Below are 22553 nucleotides of genomic sequence, written 5' to 3'. Positions count from 1 at the left end.
ACAAAGGGGAGTGCTATGATTGAGTTCAATAATAAAAAGATTTTAGTTTTAGGGTTAAAAAAAAGTGGCAAAGGAGCCATCAGATTACTAAAAACTTTAAATGTTGAAATTTTCGTATCAGATGAAAAAACTCAGGTAGAAGAAGAATTTTTGGAGGGAACACAATTTATTCCCTATGATGAAGTCATTCATCATTTACCATCAATCGATATCATCATAAAAAGTCCAGGAATTCCTCATGATATTGATATTTTAAAGAAAGCAAAACATAAAAAGGTCTTAATAATATCTGAGATTGAATTAGCTTATCACTTTATTGATAAATCAAAAGTGATTGTTGCTATTACTGGTACCAATGGAAAAACAACAACCACTGCGTTAATCACACAAATATTATTAGATTCTAATATAGAGGCTGTAAGTGTTGGTAACATCGGTTACACTTTATCAGATGCGATTGTAGATGAGGTTTCTTGTGATGTGTTTATATTAGAGTTATCTTCTTTTCAATTATTAGATATTATCCATTTCAAACCCCATATTGGCGTCATATTAAACCTAGCAGAAGCGCACTTAGATTATCACCATACATTTGATCATTATGTTGATGCGAAAATGAATTTAGTCAAACAAATGAAGGAAGATTGTTATCTCATTTATAATGCTGATGATAAAATTGTGAGAAAAAAAGTTAAAAAGATTAAATGTAGTAAATATGCTTTTTCATTAAGTGAAATTGATGTAGAAACTTATATAGAAAATGATGTGATTAAATATAATGGAAGAAGTATTGTATGTAAAGATGAAGTTAAATTACTAGGAAAACATAATCTATATAATGTATTAGCTGCGATTACAACCGCCAAAGTGTTTTATATTGAGAACGATATTATTAAAAACACTATTAAAACATTTGAGAGTTTACCACATCGTATTCAATTCGTAAAAAAGATAAATGGTGTAACTTACTATAATGATTCTAAGTCCACCAATGTTAATTCAACCCTATGTGCTTTAAATTCTTTTAATCAACCTGTTATATTAATTTTAGGTGGTTTAGACCGTGGTCAAGATTTTTCAGAAATAATAAATCACAAAAATACACAAACAATCATTACCTATGGACAAACAAAAGATAAGATAGTTAAAAGTTCAACCGCTTTAAATAAAACTTGTTATGTAAGTGATGATTTATTAGACATAATTAACTTAACACAAAAGATTAAGAATGATGAAATGATCGTTTTATTTTCTCCTGCAAGTGCTAGTTGGGATCAATTTCAAGATTATGAAGAACGTGGAGATAAGTTTATTGAACACGTTAATCGCATTGACAAGGAATAATCTTTCATTAAAGGTATATTTAATTTATTTATATGAAAAGATTAATAATAATTAAACAAAATCCTCAATATATTTATATTGAGGTGTTTTATATGAAACAAGAAAATCAAATGAATATCTTATTATTTGTCACAACATTACTTTTAACTTTAATTGGTGTAGTCATGGTTTATAGTGCAAGTCAAATATGGGCAGAATATAAATTTAATGACAAAGCTTATTATTTATGGAGACAATTAATTTTTGCGTCAATTGGAATCCTTGGAATGTATGTGATATCGAAAATAAATTATCAAATTTATAAAATGAATTCAACTAAGATTTTTCTATTTGTTTTAATTTTATTAATTATTGTTTTATTACCTGGTGTTGGAATCGTACGAGGTGGGGCAAGAAGTTGGATTGGTATTGGAACTTTTTCAATACAACCTTCTGAATTTATGAAAATTGGTTGTATTATAATCATCAGCAAATATCTATCTGATTATTATGCTGATATGAAAAAGCCTAAATATGTATTATTGTTATTAGGGGTTATTATTCTTGTTTTTGGTTTAATTATGCTTCAACCTGATTTCGGTACTGGAATGGTAATTATTGCGACAGTTGTTATTATGCTGTTTGTATCAGGTGTTAATTTGTCCTACTTTTTGTATTTAATATTAGCGGGACTTGGTGGGGTTACCTTACTAATTATTTCAGCACCATATAGACTAAAACGTATTTTTGCTTATTTAGACCCTTGGAGTGATCCTTTAGGAGCTGGTTTTCAGATTATTCAATCGCTTTATGCAATTGCACCTGGTGGATTATTTGGGGTAGGGTATGGAAATAGTATTCAAAAGTACTTTTATTTACCAGAACCACAAACAGACTTTATCTTTGCGATTATTATTGAAGAACTAGGATTTATTGGTGGGGTTACTATTTTATTACTATATGCTACTTTTTTAATTACAAGTTTAAAAATTAGTTATCATGCCAAAGACCTTTTTGGTAAATTTCTCGCTTTAGGAATCACTTTAATCATCTTTATTCAATTTTTTATAAATATAGGGGTTGTCATAGGATTACTACCAGTTACTGGTGTGACATTACCTTTTTTAAGTTATGGTGGGTCGAGTTTAACCGTTACCTTATTAGGGGTTGGAATTATCTTAAATATCAGTAAACATCAAATAGATAATTAAGTATCATATTCTAAAAAAAGTCCAATATATGAAGAGGTGATAATATGAAAATAATTTTTAGTGGTGGCGGTACAGGTGGCCATATTTATCCAGCTATAGCGTTAATTAAAGCCCTGAAGAAGAAAGAACCAACTACAGAAATCTTATATATCGGCAAAAAATTAGCTCAAGAAGAAAAAATATGTAAGAATGAGTCAATTTCTTTTATTGGAATTAAAGTAAGATACTTTTATCGCAAGTTAACGTTTAAAAATATATTGACGATTATTGAATTTATTAAATCTTACTGTGAGGTAAAAAAAATAATCAAACAATTTAAACCAGACATAATAATTGGTACAGGTGGTTATGTCTGTGCACCAGTTGTTTATGCAGGTGCTAGAAAAAAGATTAAGACGATAATTCATGAACAAAATAGTATACCTGGTTTAACAAATAAATTCTTATCTCATTATGCTGATAAAATCGCTATTAGTTTTAGTTCTAGTGAACAATATTTTAATCATCAAAAGACCGTGTTGACAGGAAATCCACGTGCTCAAGAAGTAGTCATGTCAAAGAAAATACCTAAAAACCAATTAAAATTACAAGAGAATAAAAAACTAATCCTTATATTTATGGGGTCTTTAGGAGCAAAATATGTCAATCAGTCAATTGTAAAATCATTACCCATCTTATCAAAAAGAGAGGATATTGAAGTTATTTTTGTCACAGGAAAGAGTCATTACGATACTATAATTAGTGAAGTAAAAGATTTTAAATTAAAGCAAAATGTGTTTATTAAAGATTATGTTGAGAATATGCCACAGTTATATCAACATGCAGACTTAGTGATTTGTCGGGCAGGAGCGACCACTTTAGCCGAAATTAGTGCGATTGGAATTCCATCAATTTTAATTCCTTCACCTTATGTGACAAACAATCATCAAGAAAAAAATGCCTTAGACTTAGTTCAAATAGGTGGAGCAGTTATGATAAAAGAAAAAGATTTAAGTGAAGAAATTTTAACGAATCAAATTTTAAAAATAATAGATGATCCCTATCAATTACAGGTGTTGAGAATTAATAATAAGAAATTGGGAATACCTAATGCTTGTGACAAGTTCATTGAGTTGATTGAACATTTAACTTAAGTATAGGTGATTATATGATTGAAGTGGAGAAGTTTCTTAGTGAAAATAATTATAAAAATGTTAAATATGATGAACCACTATCAAAACATACCACTTTTAGAGTAGGAGGAAAAGCAAGAATTGTAGTTACACCAAGATCAAAAAGAAAGATTATTAACCTTATTTTATTTTTAAAAAAGAAAGAAATTCCATTTAAAGTATTCGGTAATGGGTCTAATATATTACCATCAGATAAAGATTATGAAGGGGTTGTGATAAAAACAAACCAAGCTTTGAAATATATGAAAGTAAAAGATGAAGAAGTGGTTGTTGGTGCTGGATATTCTTTGGTAAAATTAGCTCATGATATCATTGAATATGAATTAGAAGGATTAGAATTTTTTGGCGGTATTCCTGGGACAATGGGTGGTGCCATTTATATGAATGCAGGTGCTTATAATAAAGAAACAAAGGATGTTGTTTTAGAGGTATTATTAATCAATAATCAAGGAGAGTTAGTCATTTATACTAATAAGGATTTGAAATATTCTTACCGAAAATCAATTTTACAAAAGGAACAACCATTGTTAATAATAGAAGCAAAACTAAAACTAAAAAAAGGGAACAAAGACAATATTACAGATATATTGAAACAACGAAAAGTAAGGAGACAACAGACTCAACCACTCGAATATCCAAGTGGTGGATCGACATTTAGAAATCCAAATGGAATCAATGCCTATTTATTAATAGATCGTGCAGGTCTACGAGGTTATGTAATTGGTGGAGCTAAGGTCAGTGAAAAACATTGTAACTTTATTATTAATTATGATAAAGCTAAAAGCAAAGATGTGAAAGATTTAGTTGACTATGTCATTAATAATGTCTATCAAACAACCGGAAAAAGGTTAAAACCAGAAATTGAATTTTTCAATTGGTAAAATAAGTTTCTTTAATAATTCTCATATGATTAAAGAATAAATTATAAAGAATTTATTCTAAAAAATATGAGAATTATTTTTATGTATAAATAATCTATGATATAATAAATATATAATTTACAATATTATCTAAAAACCACTTTTTTTATAATCAAAAATAGTGTAAAATTAATTTAAAATGTGCTTATTGAAAGATGGTGAAAAAATGAAACGAAATATTTATGCATCAATTGAATTTGGAACACATTCGATTAAATTATTAGTTTCAGAATTTTATGAAGAAAAGCAAAATATATTATTTATTGATGAACAACTGACATCTGGAATTAAAATTGGTAATATTATCGATAAATCAACGGTTTATAATGATGTGAAGAAATTAATTTCAAAATGTGAAGACTTTCTTTCTGCTAAAATTAAATCCGTTGTTTTAATGTTTCCAAGCGTTAATTTATTTACCAAAGAAGTCAGTTATGATATAACTATTCCAGATAATAAAGTAAAAGGAAAACATATTAAAAATTTATTCAATAAAGTATATACAGAAGAAATGAAATCACCAGAGAAGAAGGGAGAAATTGCTTATATTTATCCTAATAGTTTTACCTCATTAAAAATGAAACGAACGATTGATAATCCAGTGGGAGAAATTACAAGAGAACTTTTTGCGAGTTTAGAAATTGTATATGAAAATCAACAAATGATTATTGATTATATTTCAATTGTTGAACAGTTAGGAATTGAAGTTATTGAAATAATGCCAAATGTTGTTGGATATAAAAAATCCTTATTAACAAAAGAAGAGTCACAAAATTTCACTTGTGTGATTGATATAGGAGCTCATACAACAACGATTACAATATTTGCCAATCAATTAATTAACCGCAGTGAAACGTTTAAGATTGGCTCACATATTGTTACAGAAGCGATAAAAGATGAACTTGGATTATCTATTGAAGATGCAGAAGATTTTAAAATCACCCATGGAAATTGTTTAGTAAAAGAATCGACCGAAGAAATCATTTTTGAGAAACGGTTTTCAGATGGATCAATTACTTATGTAACCAATGAGTTTATCGCAAAAATAGTTGAAGAGAAATATTTAGAAATAATCCGTGTGATAAGAAGATATTTACTAGAAATGGGATTAAAAAATAAAATTAATCAATTCATCCTAATTGGTGGAGGAGTAGCAATAGAGAATTTTGAAAAGCTCTTTAAAAATAACTTTGGAGAGAAGGTTACCGTTAGATCACCAAATTTAGTCGGTACAAGACATCCTAAGTATTCTTCTATCATTAGTGGACAATACAACATATTACATTTAGAACAACTTTTTGAAGAACAATACAACATGTTTGTTTTTGATAATAGTAAAATTTAACAACTATTTATAAATAATAGATGAAAAAAATTTGTTTTTATTTTATAATTATATTTAGTACTGTTGTTGAAGGAGGAAGGTACGATGTTTGGTTTTGATAATGAATTTGATCAAATGCCTAAAATAAAAGTAATCGGTGTTGGTGGCGGTGGTTCAAACGCTGTTGATCGTATGATAGAAAATGAAGTTCAAGGTGTAGAATTTATTGTTTGTAATACAGATGCACAAGTTTTACGCTTATCAAAAGCAGAATTGAGAATTCAATTGGGGAAAGAATTAACAAGAGGACTTGGAGCAGGGGCTAATCCTGAAATTGGAAAAAAGGCTGCTGAGGAAAGTTATGAAGAACTTCAAGAAATGATAAAAGGAGCAGATATGGTTTTTATTACCGCTGGATTAGGCGGTGGGACAGGTACAGGTGCAGGACCAATCATAGCTAAAATTGCGAAAGATTCTGGGGCATTGACTGTCGGAATTGTCACTAAACCATTCACATTTGAAGGGAAAAAGCGTTTATCTCACGCCAATACAGGATTAGAAGAATTACGAAAAAATGTTGATACAATGATTGTTATACCGAATGATCGGTTACTACAAATTGTTGAAAGAAATACCCCTATGTTAGAAGCTTTTAGAGAAGCAGATAATGTGTTACGTCAAGGGGTACAAGGAATTGCTGAAATTGTGGCAATACCAGGATTAATCAATCTTGACTTCGCTGATATTAAAACTGTAATGGCTAACAAAGGAACAGCGTTAATGGGAATTGGTATTGCTAGTGGTGAAAACCGAGCTGTTGAAGCTGCAATGAGAGCGATTAATAGTCCATTATTAGAAACAGATATTGATGGGGCATCTGATGCAATTATTAATATTACTGGTGGAACGTCTCTAACCCTATATGAAATAAATGATGCTGTTAACGCTATACAAAATGCGGCTAATTCGGATATTAACGTTATTCATGGAGCAGCGATAAATACTGATTTAGATGATGAAATTATCGTGACAGTAATTGCAACAGGTTTTGATTACAGTAGCACAAAAACTACTGATTTAAAATCTTTAAAAGCAAATACAAGCCTTAAAGATACAAAACCAATTGAAATTAATCTTGATAAAGAAGAGGATGACTCGCAAGATGATAATGACGATGATATTGAAGTGCCAGCATTCTTTAGACGTCGATTTAAATAATTAAAAAGCACTTTTTGATAAGTGCTTTTTTCATAATTATAATTATAACTCTAAAAATAAGTTAGTTATATGATAATACATCTAATATAAAATAATAAGATTATTGGAGGATCAGATGGATTTCATTTTTGATAAGATAAAGTCATATGATACAATCATTATTCATCGACATATTCGACCCGATGGTGATTGTATTGGTAGTCAATTGGGCTTAAAGAATATAATTGAACAAACTTTTCCTGAAAAAAAAGTATACGCAGTAGGTGAAGAATCTTTAGGATTTATCCATTTAGGTAAAATGGATCATATTCGTGATGAACTATATCAAAATGCATTAGTATTTATACTTGATGTAGCGAATATTGAAAGAATATCAGACAATCGTTATCGAAAAGGAAAAGAGTGTATAAAAATTGATCATCATCCTAAAAGGGAGACCATTTGTGAATTAGAATGGATTGATCCTAGTTACGCCTCTTGTTGTGAGATGATTGTTGATTTCTATGAACAAAACAAGTCAGAATTAAAATTATCAATCGATGGAGCCAAAGCTTTGTATTTTGGGATTATTACAGATACAAACCGGTTTTCAACACCAGCAGTAAATAGTCGAACAATGCGCCTAGCTTCAGGATTACTTGAATATAACTTAAATATTAGTGAAATTTATCAATGGATTTATGATGAAGCACTAAATATAACTAGATTAAGAGGATTTGTAGCCTCAAACTTTATTTGTACAAGAAATGGATTGGGGTATATTAATATTGATAAGAAAATCTGTAATCAATATTTAGTAGATGCTAATATCTCCAATGTTTTAGTTAATACACTAGCAAATACAGCCCTTGTAAAAATTTGGTTTGTCGCTATATTTGATGCAAAAACGAATTATATTCGCATTAGTTTACGTTCAAAATCACTACCAATCAATCAATTTGCCGAAAAATATGGTGGTGGTGGTCATAAAAACGCAAGTGGGATTATAGTCAAAGACTTTTACATAGTTAATCAATTAATTTCTGATTTAGATATCTACTTAAAGGAAAATGCTTAGGAGGACAAGAATGAACGAAATTTTTGAATCACATATTAAAGAATTACTAAAATTAACTAAAAAATTATATCGTTATGGACTATATTTAACTATTTTCTTTATCCTATTATTTGTTATATTTTTACTTTTTGAAGTACAGAAGAATTATTTTGGTTTAATAATATTTAATGTTTTGATGATTCTCTTATTTTTATCAGAGTTTTTATATGGTTATTATTTACACAAACGATTTTATTGGATATTAAATAATTACCAAACAGAACAAGATACATGTCTAGAGTTATTAAGGGTTCGTAAAATAAATATTGACAATTTACAGGTGGATTTAGATAAAGAAGATTTATCGTTTACAGCTAAATATTATATGCATTCAAAAAAAGCTTATGAAATCTTAACTGAAGCATCCAATAATTAATAATTAAAAGCACAATCTTGTTAGAATGTGCTTTTTTTATTTAAAATTTAATGACGCTAAGGATGTCCATTAAATCTTTAAATTCTTTTGGATTCATAATTTGATAGTTAGGAATATCTATAACTTTTTTAGGAATAAACATCATATTAAATAATTTTTGTGTCATGTAATTCATTTTAGTTAAATACAATAAATTATCTTCAGTATCTTCTTCCTTTTTATAAAATTCAATTACTAAATCTTTATGCTCATCAATCGCTTGCATATAAATTTGATCTTTTATGTGAATTTCTTTACCATAGAGTTTAATATTCTTATTAGGATCAATGATTGCTTCATCACTATTTGTGTAGGTCTGTAAAACTTTAAAAAAGGTGTAGATTCTTCTTTTTAAAGAAAATTGTTCGACGATTACATCATTTTTATAAATATTAACGAATTCTTCTGTATCTGAATCTACTTGTATAGAATAGGTGTCATCAATTTGAATTCTATCTAAAAATAATTCTCTTTTTTTCATTTTAATCACCATTCTTATTGTTTTTCGCTTTTAAATTATTATTCAATGTTAGATTAACTATTTTCATAACCTAATATTTCGATCATGTCTAGAAATTTAAAAATATTCGTAACATAATAATTGGGTTTATTTTCTAGTTTTTTTGGAATAAGTAACATATGAAATAATTTTTGACAAGTATAGATTAATTTTGTTAGATATATCAATTTTATCTCTGTTTGACTAATTTTTTGATATATATCTAGTGTCAAACAAGCTCTATCAGCATTGATTTTCATATAAATATCTTCGTATAATTTTATTTCTTTTCCATAAATGTTCACTTGATTATCTTCTATGGTGATATAATCATCATCTTGAATATAATCTTGTAAAACTTTAAATAAAGTGTAAATCTTTCGATTTAATTTGAATGATTCTAGTAAACAGTTATCTTTATAAATATTAACAATTTCTTCGTTTTCTTTTGAAATTTGTATCCAATAAGAATCATTGATATGTATTGGCTTTTCATAGAGCTCTCTTTTTTTCATTTTATCACCTCTTTTAGTGTACTTCTAAAATATTGTAAGTATTCAAAACAATCTAAAAATCCTAATAATATCAGTATCTTCACTGATTTATCTAGAAAATGATTTCATTTTATATTATAATAGCAATAGTAATAATTGGAGGGATAATTTTGATAACAAACTTAGATTATTCAATATTAGATTTTATTCAAAAAATATTAGCATCACCATTTATGGATAAAGTGATGGAATTTTTTACAATCCTTGGGGATCATGGGATGGTTTGGGTGATTATTTGTGCAATCTTATTAATAAGTCCTAAGACCAGATATATTAGTTTAGTCGCATTAGTAGCATTACTCTTTAGTTTGATTTTTAATGATCAAATTTTAAAAAATATTATTCAAAGAGATCGTCCATTTGTTGGTCTTGAAGATATTCAGTTATTAATAAAAGCACCTAGTTCATATTCATTTCCATCAGGACATACCTGTTCATCATTTGCGGCAGCATTTGTTTTTGGAAAATATTTTAAAAAACCTTATTCAATTATCACTTATATATTAGCATCACTTATTGCTTTTTCAAGACTTTACCTTTATGTCCATTTTCCAAGTGATGTAATTGTTGGTTGTTTAATGGGATTCATTTGTAGTTTCTTAGCTATTTTATTATTTAATCAATATAAAGTTTATCAAGAAAGAAAGTTATTAAAAAAAACAAATAATAAATGAAATTAAAAACATGAAAAAAAGCCCTAATCTAATTAAGATTAAGGCTTTTTGTTTTAGATAAATAAAGTTACACCAGCTGTATCACTTTCAGCTAAATAAGTAGCAACACCTGCATAATCAATACCATCGATTAATTCTTCTTTTCTTATTCCCATAACATCCATACTCATGTTACAAGCAATGAAATTAACACCTGCTTCTTGAGCACTTTTAATAAGATCTTCTAAACTATCAACATTTTTCTTACGCATAACACGTTTCATCATTTTAGCACCAAGACCACCGAAGTTCATTTTAGAAATTCCCATGGCTTTTGGTCCTCGTGGCATCATTTTAGAAAACATTTTTTCAATAAATGGTTTCTTAAGTTTTATTTTTTGATCTTTTCTAAGTAAATTTAATCCCCAGAAAGTACAGAATACGGTAACATTTTTTCCCATTGCTGCTGAACCCTGAGCAATAATCATAGATGCCATTGCTTTATCCATTTCACCACTGAATAAAACGATTGTCGTGTTTTCATTTGATGTTTGTGATTGTGGGGTTGCACAAGTAGAACATCCTTTTTGAATATATGCTTGATAAGTTTTGTTTTCTTTATCAACTTTTATTAATGTATTACCTGTCTTTTCACACCACTTTTCAATATCTCTAGCATAGCCGCTATCAGTTGATTGAATACGGATAACATCGCCTGCATTAACCTGTTCCATTGCCTTATAAGTCTGCATAATCGGACCAGGACATTGTAAACCACAAGCATCTATTGATAGTTTTGGATTGATAGTATTTACATCAATTTGATTATTTTTTTGATTTTCTAAATTTTGTGTGTCGATATCTTTATCAACATGTGGTTTTTGATTGTTTAGTTTATGTACACGTGTTGCGGTAGAATATGTTTTATAACCACCAGATAAATTATAAACATTTTTAAAGCCATTTTCCTGTAAAATACGGACACCAATATAGGCTCTTAATCCTACTTGACAATTTACATAAATTGGTGTTTCTTTTGAAACAGTAATTTTATCTAATTGATTTCTAAGGTCATCGACTGGGATATTGACTGCTCCTTCAATATGGCCTAAGTTAAATTCAACTTCAGTTCTAACATCAAGTAAATAACCACCATTTTTAACAATTTCATCTATTTCATCGTAAGTAACCATATCATAAACATGACTATATACATTACTAGCAACATAACCAGCAATATTGACAGGGTCTTTCGCTGAAGAGAAAGGTGGTGCATAACTTAATTCTAAATCAGGTAAATCATTTACTGATAACTTACCTTTAATCGCTGTTGCGATAACATCGATTCTTTTTTCAGTTCCTTCGCCACCTACGGCTTGAGCACCAAGTATTTTACCATTTTTTGGATCAAAGAGTAGTTTAATCGCTATATTTTCAGCTCCAGGGTAATATCCTGCATGATTACCACGATGAACAATAACTGTTTTATAATCTAATTGTTTTCTTTTTAATTGTTTTTCATTATTTCCTGTTGTTGCTACAGTTAAATCAAATATTTTAGCAACTGCAGTTCCTAATGAACCTGTATATTCTATATCAAATCCATTGATGTGGTCTGCTACTAATCGACCTTGTCTATTAGCAGGCCACGCAAGAGCAATCGCTGTTTTACTTTGGTCTATATAATCATATACCTCAATTGCATCACCTATAGCATAGATATCAGAAATGACTTCATCTGTTTTTTCAACCATTACTTGAAGTTGTTTAGTTGTAACAATATGTCCTCTTTTTCCTATTTTTAAACCAGAACTTTTAGCGAGCTCATTTTCAGGCTTAACACCAATTCCCATCACCACTAAATCGGTATGTAATGTTTTACCACTTTTTAAGATAAGGGTTCTACCTTTATCTTTGATTTCATCAATAGCATCTTCTAATATTAGATTTACGCCATGGTTTACTAATCTTTCATGAACAATTTGCGCCATTTCAAAATCAAGTGGTGCCATAACTTGATTCGCTAAATCAATAAGGGTAACAGAAACACCTCTTTCAACTAAGTTTTCTGCCATTTCAATACCGATAAAACCGCCACCAACAACAACAGTATGTTTTGGTGCTAAATCATCAACGAATGATTTAATTTTATCAGTATCAGGAATATTACGTAGTGTAAAAACATTTTCTGCTTCTTCAATTCCAGGTATTGGTAGATTAATCGCATTAGCTCCAGGAGATAAGATTAATCGATCATAGCTTTCTTCATAGGTTTCATTTGTTTTTACATTTTTAACCATAACTGATTTATTTTCTTTATCTATTTTAATTACTTCAGAAAAATTTCTAATATCTAAGTTAAACCTTTTTTTCATTCCTGGAATCGTTTGAACAAGCAATTTACCTCGTTCTTTTATAACGTTACCGATATAATAAGGTAAACCACAATTGGCGAAAGAAATGTACTCATCCCTTTCGAATAAAATAATTTGATCCTCTTCAGATAAGCGACGTAATCTTGCGGCAGCAGTCGCTCCACCAGCAACACCACCAACAATGAGAATTTTTTTCATGATATCCTCCTTAGCATTTATATATATTTTATTTTTTACAGTTAACCTATTTTTATCAAAATGATGATTTACCAAATACACTTGTGAAAAATAATATATTCACATGTTAGGATGAATGTTTTGTATTATAGTATAACACCAACATTTTCATTATATCACATAATTTAGATACCGTATAGGGTATTGCTTTTTCTTCATTAAATTGGAAATAATTGAAGAAAAAATATAAATTTATATGCATTCTTATTAGTGTTTATATAATAAAAAGAAGACTTACCTTAAACTAGTAAGTCTTCTTTATTATATTAATTTAGAGCTTGTTCTACTTGTTGAACAAAATCATTCCATAATTCTGGTTGTTGAAGCATATTAGTTGGACAATTTTTTCCACTGGCATCATAATGCCGTTTCAATTGAGATATATCCATATTGAGTGTTTTCATTAAGTGAATCGTTAATTCTATCGCATTTTGACGTGCTTCTGAAAAATCTCCATCCTCATTTACTGCTACTTCAATACCAATTGAATTTAAATTGGTTATATCAGAATGATTGTGATTATCACCAACATGCCAAGCAGCTTGATTTAGTTCTAGCATCTGATAAATTTGCGTGCTATCAACAACAAAGTGAGTTGATGCATTCGCCGTTGGATTACTATTCCAATAGCGATAATGTGCATCAGCATCAGCACCAATACCTGTATTCGCAGTTTCATGAATCACAAGATATTTAGGATTAATAGTTAAATCTTTATCATAATTATATTGAATTTGTTTTTTATAAAAAGGAATAAAATGATCATTATATTCGATAAAGTCTTGCGTAATTATGGAATCATTATTATCAATTGTAGTTGTAATAAAATAATCATGAATCGTAATATCAACTACTTCTCCAGTCCCTTCAGTGAATAAATAAGGGAAACCTTTATTAATAACTTCATCATTCTCAACATGAATTAACTGCATAAAAGGCGTGTTATCCTCTTGTCCAATCGCGATATAGTCACTTTTATAGGGCATAATTTCATTAATCTTAATACCAGCATCAAAGGTTATATTATCAATCCAAACAGCTTCTGTGATTGTATTTTCAGTAGTTTCTTGAGAAATATTTGATGAACTGGCTTTTTCAACAAGTGTTGAATTTGTTTTTAGAGTTATTTGAATTGTTAAAATTGTTAATATAATAAATAAAATGGTAAATGTAAATTGGTACTTTTTTCCCATATGAATTCCTCCCTAATCCATAAATACTTATTTATACATAAAAAGCATAACATATTCTATTCATTCATAATACAGTTAAGATTATCCAATATAATTTTTTATAGATATAACACAATAATTTTACCCTTTGACAATTGTTGCTAGAAGAGTTGGACAAATTCTATTCAAAGGTATAAATGTGATATTAATAAATAAATGCTCTAATCAAGCTTTAAAAATTGACATATAATAAAATACATCATTTTAAAAACGACGAGTCGTTTTATTTGAAAAAAATTAAGATTTCTATATAATAATAAAAGGAGTGATGATTAAAATGATTGTTAATAGAATTGATGAATTAATTGGGAATACTCCCATTGTAAAATTGAATAAATTACCAGAAAATTATGCTGATGTATATATAAAACTCGAATTCTTTAACCCAGGGGGTTCTATAAAAGATAGAATCGCCTACAAAATGATTGATGCTGCTGAAAAAAATGGTGAATTAAAGCCAGGGGATACAATTATTGAACCAACCAGTGGAAATACAGGGATTGGGGCTTCAATGGTTGCTGCAGCTAGAGGTTATAAAATTGTTGTTGTGATGCCAGAAACAATGAGTATAGAGCGTCGTAAAATTATGGGAGCTTATGGAGCAACCATTGTTTTAACTGAAGGTGCTAAAGGAATGAATGGGGCAATTGAAAAAGCAGAACAATTGGTTAAAGAAAAAGGTTATTATATGTTAAAACAATTTGAAAACGAAAATAACATTAAAGCCCATGAAGAAACAACCGCAAAGGAATTATTAAAAGATTTTAAAGAAGGATTTGATGCACTCGTTGCTGGAGTTGGGACAGGCGGTACGATTACAGGGATTGGTAATATTATTAAAAATCAAATACCAAATGTCCATTTGGTTGCAGTAGAACCATTAAATTCACCTGTTTTATCAGGTGGTAAACCAGGGCCACATAAAATTCAAGGGATTGGGGCAGGGTTTATTCCTAAAATATTAAATGTATCGATTTATGATGAAGTTATCCAAGTTTCATCAGAAAATGCCTTTCAAACTGCTAGACAGTTAGCTAAAGATTATGGTATTTTAATCGGTGTTTCATCTGGTGCTAGTATATATGCTGCTTTAGAAATTGCTAAAAAACTAGGTAATGGAAAAAAAGTCGTTGTCATAGCACCTGATAATGGTGAAAGATATTTAAGTACAACTTTGTATGAAGTAGGAGAGTAAGATAAAGATGTCTAAAAAGGAGAAGTCATTCATTAAATCGATAAAAGAACGTGATCCTGCTGCTAGATATTTCTTACAAATTATTCTTTTTTATCCTGGTGTTCAAGCTGTCTTTTGGTATCGAATTGCCCATTTTTTATATAATCATAAACTAAAGTATATTTCCTTTTTCTTAATGTATTGTGTAAGAAATATTTTAAATATTGAAATACATCCAGCAGCTAAAATTGGTAAACGTTTATTTATTGATCATGGTACAGGGGTAGTGATTGGTGAAACAGTAGAAATAGGGAATGATGTTCTTATTTATCATGGTGTTACATTAGGTGGAACAGGTAAACATCAAGGGAAGAGACATCCAACGATAAAAGATATGGTAACATTAGGGGCAGGTTCCAAAATATTAGGACCAATCGTTATAGGAGAAAATAGTAAAGTAGGTGCTAATGCTGTTGTATTACGTGATGTTCCCCCTCACGCAACAGCTGTAGGAATTCCTGCTGTCATAAAAGAAATTAAATATTAATAAAAAACACGCTATACGTTTTGTATAGCGTGTTTTATAAAGGGAAGAAAGATTAAATAAATCAAAATAAAAGTTTACTTAATGTCTTTAAAATTAATTCTCTTTAAGTCTTTAATAGAGGGTCCATCAATATATTTTCCTTTAAAAGTAAAACGTGAACCATGACAAGGGCAATCGTAAGTTTTTTGATCATTGTTAAATGTTAGAATGCATTTTAAATGTGGACAAGTTGCATCAACAATAAATAATTCTTCATTTTCATTTTTATAGACACCATATTTTTTACCTTTATAAGAGACGATTTTACCTTTTCCTACCTCAACATTGAAGTCTTTTGGAGTTTTCTTTAGTCTATCTTTAATAAAGTTTTTAGCGCTTTTTAGGTTGTATCTGAAGTACTGACAATTTAATTTATCACTGAAACGTCTTGGATCATATAAGTCTTCATAATCAGTTTTTTTATTGGTAATTAAATCTCTAGCTAACATTGCTGCTACATGACTTGTTGTCATCCCCCATTTTTTAAAACCAGTAGCGACAATAATATGAGGAGATTTTTTATTTAATCGACCAATATATGGTAGGTTATCAAAAGTCTTATAGTCTTGATTTGACCATTTGTAAAGCGGTTCTTCAATATTAAAGTATTCTTTACCAAATGTTTCTAAATTATCAAAATGTGATCTTTTATTTTCTAAATTACCTGTTTGATGACTCTCACCACCAATTAATATTAAATTGTCATTATCTACTTGTTGCGTTCTTATAGATCGTATTGGTTTTTCAATATTAATATAATCTGCATTATCAAACTTGGCATGATATTTAGCCGCAATCACATAAGAGGTTGTGGGTTCTAGTTTAGTAAAATATAGATTATAAGTATCATTACAAGGATAATGAGAGGCTAATACGACATGTCTTGATTTTATTTTAATGCCACTATCTAAATAGGTGTGACACATATTATTGTCTTCTTTAACCTTAATGACTTTTGACTGTTCAAATATGTAACTATCATCGTTTTGAGTAAATGCTTCTACTAAATCCTGTAAATATTTAGTGATATTAAAATGCCCTTGGTTTTTAAAGCCTATTGCGCCTTTAATTTCAAATGGTAATGTTAATTCATCTGTTATGAAACTATCTATTTTTAATCGCTGTACAGCTTCAAATTCTTTTTCAATTAATTTAATCTTATCTTCTCGTTGAGTATACACATAACTTGGGACATCTTCAAAATCACAAAATATATCTAATGATTTAATGTTGTATTTAATAAGTTCAAGTGCTTTTTGATTTGAATCAACATAAAGTTGTGATTTATCAATTCCTAATTTTTTTATTAAATTATGATAAATAAGCCCATGTTGAATGGTTACTTTAGCCGTTGTATGGCCAGTAGTCCCATACAGTAGTTTATTTTTATCGACAACCGATACATTATAACCCTCTTCAACTAATAATAGGGCTGTTGTAATTCCAGTAATACCTCCACCAATAACTAACACATCTGTTTCCAAATCATTTTTTAATGTAGGGAACCTTTTTAATTTAGATTGATCTAACCATAATGAATGATGCATTTTCTTCCTCCTTGTTAATTAATAATAGGTTTGATATCTTGATGATTATAATTTTTTAACCTAATATCTTTATCTTTTTGAATGAAAGTAATTGTGTCTATACCATAAGGTGGATTATGTGGTCCATTAAATGTTTCTATTTTAACCACAATTTGATACCCAGATTTTATCTTTTTAAGGCTTAATATTCCTTCATTCGTATATAGTCTACTTTCCCCATAATAATCACGGATTGCTTTTAGAATTGCAACTCGTAATTGTTTTAAGACATATAAATGTGTATTATAATCGGTAAAAATATAATCTGGTAGTGGATTATTATGAATCATTATAGAAGTTAAAGTTAAATTTTTTATATATCTTAAAGAACCTAAATCTTTAATATCATTATAGGATATATCGATATAGCGTAATCTTCTAAGTGTTTTTAGTGCCGATACATCTTGTATTTTATTATGGTTTAACCATAGTTTTTCTAATTTCATTAAATCTTTAAGTGGTGTAATCTCTTTTATGTCATTATTACTTATACTCAAAATTACTAACTGATTTAACTTTTGAAGAGGTGTAATAACTTGTATTTTATTATGACTCAAAGTTAAGTGTTTTAAAGACTTTAGTTTTGATAAACCATGTAAACTTTCAATTTTATTATTTGATAAATTTAAGTAGATTAATTTCTTTAGAGATGTAAAATCAAAATTTCTGACCTCATTATTGTGTAAATAAAGATGTTTCAATTTTATTAGGCTTTGTATAGGGGTTACATCACTAATTTTATTTTCTGATAGTTCAAGTGTTGATAGATTCCTTAATTGATTTAACGCAGCTATATTTTTTATTTTATTTCTGCCTACTGATAATTTAACAAGATGAGTTAAATTTTCTAGTGAAGTAATTTTATTAATATCATTCCCATGTAAATCAAGATTGATTAAATTCGTTAAATTGCGAAGTGGTGATAATTCTTTAATATGATTAGAAGATAAACTTAATGATTTGAGTTTATTTAAATTTTCTAAAGGCGAAATGTTAGTTAGGTTATTTTTATCTAAACTTAATAATTGTAAATGACTAAGTTTACTTAAAGGTTTGATATTTGAAATTTTGTTGTAATTTAATTTTAAATGGGTTAAATGATGTAGTTCACTGAGATAAGAGATGTCCTCAATTTTATTAAAACTTAAATCTAATTTTTTTAGATTTGTCAGATACTGTATTCCATCGATATTTTTAATTTGATTCTGATTTATCTTTAATTCTCTTATGTGGTCTAAATCTTCTATTTTAATCTCACCATGTGGTTTTTTTATCAACTCTCTTATCGCAGTATTAAAATTGTTATCGGGAAAATAAACATGATGAAAATCAGAAGTTGCGCTTACAGAAATAGAGTAGAAGATAAAAAAGCCCCATAGAAAGATAATATAAAAATATTTTTTCATGATAATCACCTTTAATTTTATTTTTTGACTGAACCTATATTTAATACTTATTAATATTAAATGATGATAATAATTAGAGAAAGACATAAAAAAAGCAATGTTTTTACACATTGCCAATGAGTTAAATATAATCGTTATAACTTGCTTTTAATATAGTTAATTGATTATCCCTATGTTCTAATAAGGTAATTCCACAATTAGTTAAAGGGGTTTTAAAATTATATTGATCGGGATTTAATGCAGAAAGAACAGCTTTTATTGAATGTGAATGACAAACAATTACAATATTTTTATTTTCATTTTCTTTAACAACTTTTAAAATGCCATCGATCATTCGTTTCTTAAGTTGACTACTTAGTTCTAAACCAGTTATTTCTTCTTGATGGACCTTCTCTATACATAAAGAAATTTCTTTACCATCTGCTTGTCCAAAATTTCTTTCAATAAATGCTTTATCTATAAGGATATCATTTGTATAATTTATTTCATTTGCGATGATTTGTGCGGTTTCATATGCTCTTATGAGTGGCGAAGAAATGATTAAATCGATTGATTCATTTTTAAAGTGATTCGAAGTTTTAACTGCTTGTTCTTTCCCTAATGAATTTAAAGGGATATCAATTTGTCCTTGGATAATACGATTTTTATTATAATCGGTTTGACCGTGTCTTACTAATGTGATTTTTGTCAATTTTTTCACCTCTTTTAGAATTTCTGTCATTATTATAACATAGTCTTTTATGTTTTGTGAAAAACATGATATAATAATAACGCATTCATTTTAAAGGAGATGTTATTTATATGAGAATGACTGACTTGATTATTAAAAAAAGGGAACAAAAACCATTAACTGAAGAGGAAATCAATTGGATAATTGAGGGGTATACAAAAGGTGATATACCAGATTATCAGATGTCAAGTTTATTAATGGCGATATGTTTTCAAGATATGAACGATGAAGAACGTTATTTTCTAACAAAAGCTGTGGTTGATAGTGGAGAAGTATTAGATTTGTCTAATGTCAATGGTAAAACAGTAGATAAACATTCAACAGGAGGCGTAGGCGATAAGACATCATTGGCTTTAGGACCATTAATTGCTAGTTGCAATGTAAAACTAGCAAAGATGAGTGGTCGTGGCTTGGGTCATACGGGTGGAACGTTGGATAAATTAGAATCAATTGCAGGTTTTAATATAGAATTAAGTGAAGAAGATTTCATTAATCAAGTAAATGAAATTGGTATATCAATTATCGGGCAAACCAAGGAAATGTGCCCTGCAGATAAGAAATTATATGCTTTACGTGATGTGACGGGAACTATAGAATCGATACCTTTAATCGCATCATCTATTATGGGTAAAAAGATAGCTGCTGGTGCTGAAACCATTGTTTTAGATGTTAAAGTAGGTTCTGGTGCATTTATGAAAGATATTGAACATGCAAGAACATTATCAAAAGCCATGGTTCAAATTGGTAAAAAATTTGAACGAAATGTTTCTGCGTTAATTACGAATATGGATGAACCATTAGGCGAAGCAGTAGGAAATAGTTTAGAAGTAATTGAAGCAATTGAGACACTAAAAGGAAATGGTCCTAAAGATTTCGAAGAACTGGTTTTAAATTTAGGTGCTCATATATTGGTTAATGCTGGTGAAGCAGAGTCCATAAATGAAGCAATGGGAATTTTAAAAACACAAATTGACAATCACCATGCATTAAACAAGTTTAAACAGTTTATTAAAGCACAAGGTGGAGATGAATTAGTTGTAGATGATTATTCTCGTTTGCCACAAGCGAAATATATTTATGAAGTAAAAGCAGAAAATAAAGGATATGTAAAAGCAATTAATGCTTTAGCAGTAGGTAATTTCGCAATGAAATTAGGAGCAGGTAGAGAAACGAAGGTATCAGAAATTGATTTAGCAGTAGGATTAAAAATCAAGAAAAAAATTGGTGATTTAGTTGACAATGATTCAATCATTGGTGTTATATATAGTAATTCAGAATTAAATGATGATAGTTTTAATGAGTTTAGAAACTTGTTTACTTTTACAGATGATAAGATAGAAAAAAGAAAATTAATATTAGATGTGATTAAATAAACTACACCTTGTGTGTAGTTTTTCTATTAATTAAATAAAAAAATCTTGAACAATTATATGAAGTTTAATCTATAAAAACGTCAAATTCTATATTTTTTTATATTAAAAACACAAAATATGTCAATTATTAGTTATATAAAATGAAAAATCACATATTATTTTATGAGGTGTGGTTTATGAAAAATAAGAGTTTATTAATAATTTCATTAATTTTTATGGCGTTTTTAGTTGGTTATACGAAAGCTAATGTAAAAGCAGTAGATACAAGTGATACTTTTGTGAAGGAAGCAAAATCAGCTATATTAATTGAAATAAATACTGGAGATATTTTGTTTCAGAAAAATGAAAATGAAAAAAGATCTCCTGCTTCAATGACGAAAATAATGGCTATTTATTTAGTATTAGAAGCACTAGATAAGGGACAGATTAAATGGGATGAAATCGTCACAGTTTCTGAACATGCTGCGAGTTATGGTGGTTCTCAAGTTTACTTAGAACCAGGGGAACAAATGTCTGTTGAAGATTTATTTAAATGTATGGTAATTTCTAGCGCGAATGACGCTACAGTTGCTCTTGCTGAACAAGTAGCGGGTAGTGAAGAGTTATTTGTACAACGTATGAATGAAAGAGTAAAAGAATTGGGCTTAAAAAACACAAAATTTGCTGATCCAACTGGATTATCAGATTTTGATGAAGGTCACTTTTCTACTGCTTATGATATGGCACAAATGGCACGTGATCTATTACTAAAGTATGAAGAGGTTACAGTAAAATACACCAGTATGTATGAGGATTATATCAGAGAAGATACAAATGAGCGTTTCTGGCTCGTAAATACCAATAAATTAGTTAAGCATGTACCTGGTATTGATGGCTTAAAAACAGGTTGGACATCACAATCAGGATATAATTTAACGGCTACAATGAAAAAAGATAATATGCGTTTAATTAGTGTAATTATGGGAGAAGCATCTCCTACACAAAGAAATTATGATACAGTAAAACTATTAAAATATGGTTTCAGTCAATATGAAGCAGTGGAATATAGAAGTAAAAACTACAAAGTAGATGAGTATAAAAACATCTTACTTACACCACAAAAGATTAAGATAGTAACAAACGATCCAATTTATTTTGTGACCAAAAAAGGTGAGAAACCAACCGGTTTAGAAGAACAATTTAAATTTACAATAGATAAAAATGGTGTAAAAGCAGGAGAACAAATTGGAGAACTAGAAATCTTAAAAGATGGAAAAGTTATCTATACAGTTCCATTAACCGTAGAACAAGAGGTTAAGAAAGCATCCTATTTTGATGTATTAGGAAGAACGTTTAAATCGATGTTCTTTGATTGATAGATTATATAAAAAGCGATTAGATGAAAGTTTAATCGTTTTTTATGTTGTATACCCCTGATAAAATATTAAAAAAATCGTTTAGTTTATTGGACGAAACACCGTAAAAAATCC

20 protein-coding genes are annotated in these 22553 nt (G+C 28.8%); 13 read left to right on the top strand and 7 right to left on the bottom strand.

Annotation, left to right across the window (positions count from 1 at the left end):
• Positions 1–15: 15 nt before the first annotated feature.
• The 8 genes from murD to KHQ81_09150 all read left to right on the top strand — a co-directional run bounded on the left by murD (position 16) and on the right by KHQ81_09150 (position 8640).
• Entirely contained in the window at positions 16–1344 is a 1329-nt protein-coding gene (murD, locus tag KHQ81_09185) for a UDP-N-acetylmuramoyl-L-alanine--D-glutamate ligase (protein QVK17061.1), read from the top strand.
• Between the two features lie 92 nt (positions 1345–1436).
• The gene (gene ftsW, locus KHQ81_09180; GenBank protein ID QVK17060.1) at positions 1437–2534 is read left to right on the top strand and encodes a putative lipid II flippase FtsW; all 1098 of its coding nucleotides are present in this window, start codon (positions 1437–1439) and stop codon (positions 2532–2534) included.
• Between the two features lie 44 nt (positions 2535–2578).
• Positions 2579–3667 (top strand): undecaprenyldiphospho-muramoylpentapeptide beta-N-acetylglucosaminyltransferase, encoded by a 1089-nt coding sequence (murG, locus tag KHQ81_09175; GenBank protein QVK17059.1) that lies wholly within the window; start codon positions 2579–2581, stop codon positions 3665–3667.
• 14 nt (positions 3668–3681) lie between these two features.
• Positions 3682–4587, top strand: a complete 906-nt coding sequence (gene murB, locus KHQ81_09170; protein ID QVK17058.1) for a UDP-N-acetylmuramate dehydrogenase — start codon at positions 3682–3684, stop codon at positions 4585–4587.
• 205 nt (positions 4588–4792) lie between these two features.
• Positions 4793–5971 (top strand): rod shape-determining protein, encoded by a 1179-nt coding sequence (locus KHQ81_09165; protein ID QVK17057.1) that lies wholly within the window; start codon positions 4793–4795, stop codon positions 5969–5971.
• Positions 5972–6055: 84 nt separating this feature from the next.
• Positions 6056–7168 (top strand): cell division protein FtsZ, encoded by a 1113-nt coding sequence (ftsZ, locus tag KHQ81_09160; GenBank protein QVK17056.1) that lies wholly within the window; start codon positions 6056–6058, stop codon positions 7166–7168.
• A gap of 115 nt (positions 7169–7283) precedes the next feature.
• Complete coding sequence (locus KHQ81_09155) at positions 7284–8225, top strand: bifunctional oligoribonuclease/PAP phosphatase NrnA (protein QVK17055.1); 942 nt, start codon at positions 7284–7286, stop codon at positions 8223–8225.
• A 10-nt stretch (positions 8226–8235) separates the two neighbouring features.
• Entirely contained in the window at positions 8236–8640 is a 405-nt protein-coding gene (locus tag KHQ81_09150; protein ID QVK17054.1) for a hypothetical protein, read from the top strand.
• Positions 8641–8680: 40 nt separating this feature from the next.
• Here KHQ81_09150 and KHQ81_09145 read toward each other — a convergent pair whose 3' ends face one another.
• Together KHQ81_09145 and KHQ81_09140 are read right to left on the bottom strand one after the other, a co-directional pair.
• A complete protein-coding gene (locus tag KHQ81_09145) occupies positions 8681–9160 on the bottom strand; it encodes a hypothetical protein (protein ID QVK17053.1) in 480 nt (159 codons plus the stop codon).
• A 53-nt stretch (positions 9161–9213) separates the two neighbouring features.
• Positions 9214–9693, bottom strand: a complete 480-nt coding sequence (locus KHQ81_09140) for a hypothetical protein (protein QVK17052.1) — start codon at positions 9691–9693, stop codon at positions 9214–9216.
• A gap of 98 nt (positions 9694–9791) precedes the next feature.
• Between KHQ81_09140 and KHQ81_09135 the strand changes: the two genes are divergently transcribed.
• The gene (locus KHQ81_09135; protein ID QVK17051.1) at positions 9792–10406 is read left to right on the top strand and encodes a phosphatase PAP2 family protein; all 615 of its coding nucleotides are present in this window, start codon (positions 9792–9794) and stop codon (positions 10404–10406) included.
• 53 nt (positions 10407–10459) lie between these two features.
• Here KHQ81_09135 and KHQ81_09130 read toward each other — a convergent pair whose 3' ends face one another.
• Positions 10460–12958, bottom strand: a complete 2499-nt coding sequence (locus KHQ81_09130; GenBank protein QVK17050.1) for a CoA-disulfide reductase — start codon at positions 12956–12958, stop codon at positions 10460–10462.
• 305 nt (positions 12959–13263) lie between these two features.
• On the bottom strand, positions 13264–14190 hold the full coding sequence (locus tag KHQ81_09125) for an N-acetylmuramoyl-L-alanine amidase (GenBank protein QVK17049.1): 927 nt from the start codon (positions 14188–14190) through the stop codon (positions 13264–13266).
• Positions 14191–14506: 316 nt separating this feature from the next.
• Here KHQ81_09125 and cysK point away from each other — a divergent pair, with 316 nt between their 5' ends.
• Both cysK and cysE read left to right on the top strand, forming a co-directional pair.
• Positions 14507–15424, top strand: a complete 918-nt coding sequence (cysK, locus tag KHQ81_09120) for a cysteine synthase A (protein QVK17048.1) — start codon at positions 14507–14509, stop codon at positions 15422–15424.
• Between the two features lie 7 nt (positions 15425–15431).
• Positions 15432–15950 (top strand): serine O-acetyltransferase, encoded by a 519-nt coding sequence (gene cysE / locus KHQ81_09115; GenBank protein ID QVK17047.1) that lies wholly within the window; start codon positions 15432–15434, stop codon positions 15948–15950.
• 74 nt (positions 15951–16024) lie between these two features.
• On the opposite strand, the gene KHQ81_09110 is transcribed toward cysE, so the two are convergent.
• The 3 genes from KHQ81_09110 to KHQ81_09100 all read right to left on the bottom strand — a co-directional run bounded on the left by KHQ81_09110 (position 16025) and on the right by KHQ81_09100 (position 19672).
• Positions 16025–17536 carry an FAD-dependent oxidoreductase gene (locus tag KHQ81_09110; GenBank protein QVK17046.1) on the bottom strand — a complete coding sequence of 504 codons (1512 nt, stop codon included), beginning with the start codon at positions 17534–17536 and terminating at the stop codon, positions 16025–16027.
• A 14-nt stretch (positions 17537–17550) separates the two neighbouring features.
• On the bottom strand, positions 17551–18981 hold the full coding sequence (locus tag KHQ81_09105) for a leucine-rich repeat domain-containing protein (protein QVK17045.1): 1431 nt from the start codon (positions 18979–18981) through the stop codon (positions 17551–17553).
• 121 nt (positions 18982–19102) lie between these two features.
• The gene (locus KHQ81_09100) at positions 19103–19672 is read right to left on the bottom strand and encodes a histidine phosphatase family protein (protein ID QVK17044.1); all 570 of its coding nucleotides are present in this window, start codon (positions 19670–19672) and stop codon (positions 19103–19105) included.
• Positions 19673–19782: 110 nt separating this feature from the next.
• Here KHQ81_09100 and KHQ81_09095 point away from each other — a divergent pair, with 110 nt between their 5' ends.
• The gene (locus KHQ81_09095) at positions 19783–21084 is read left to right on the top strand and encodes a pyrimidine-nucleoside phosphorylase (protein QVK17043.1); all 1302 of its coding nucleotides are present in this window, start codon (positions 19783–19785) and stop codon (positions 21082–21084) included.
• 176 nt (positions 21085–21260) lie between these two features.
• The gene (locus tag KHQ81_09090; GenBank protein QVK17042.1) at positions 21261–22439 is read left to right on the top strand and encodes a D-alanyl-D-alanine carboxypeptidase; all 1179 of its coding nucleotides are present in this window, start codon (positions 21261–21263) and stop codon (positions 22437–22439) included.
• The last annotated feature ends 114 nt before the right edge of the window (positions 22440–22553 follow it).

This window comes from Mycoplasmatota bacterium (genome assembly GCA_018394295.1).
Lineage (GTDB): Bacteria > Bacillota_I > Bacilli_A > Haloplasmatales > Haloplasmataceae > JAENYC01.
This window is presented reverse-complemented; position numbering and strand designations above follow the sequence as displayed.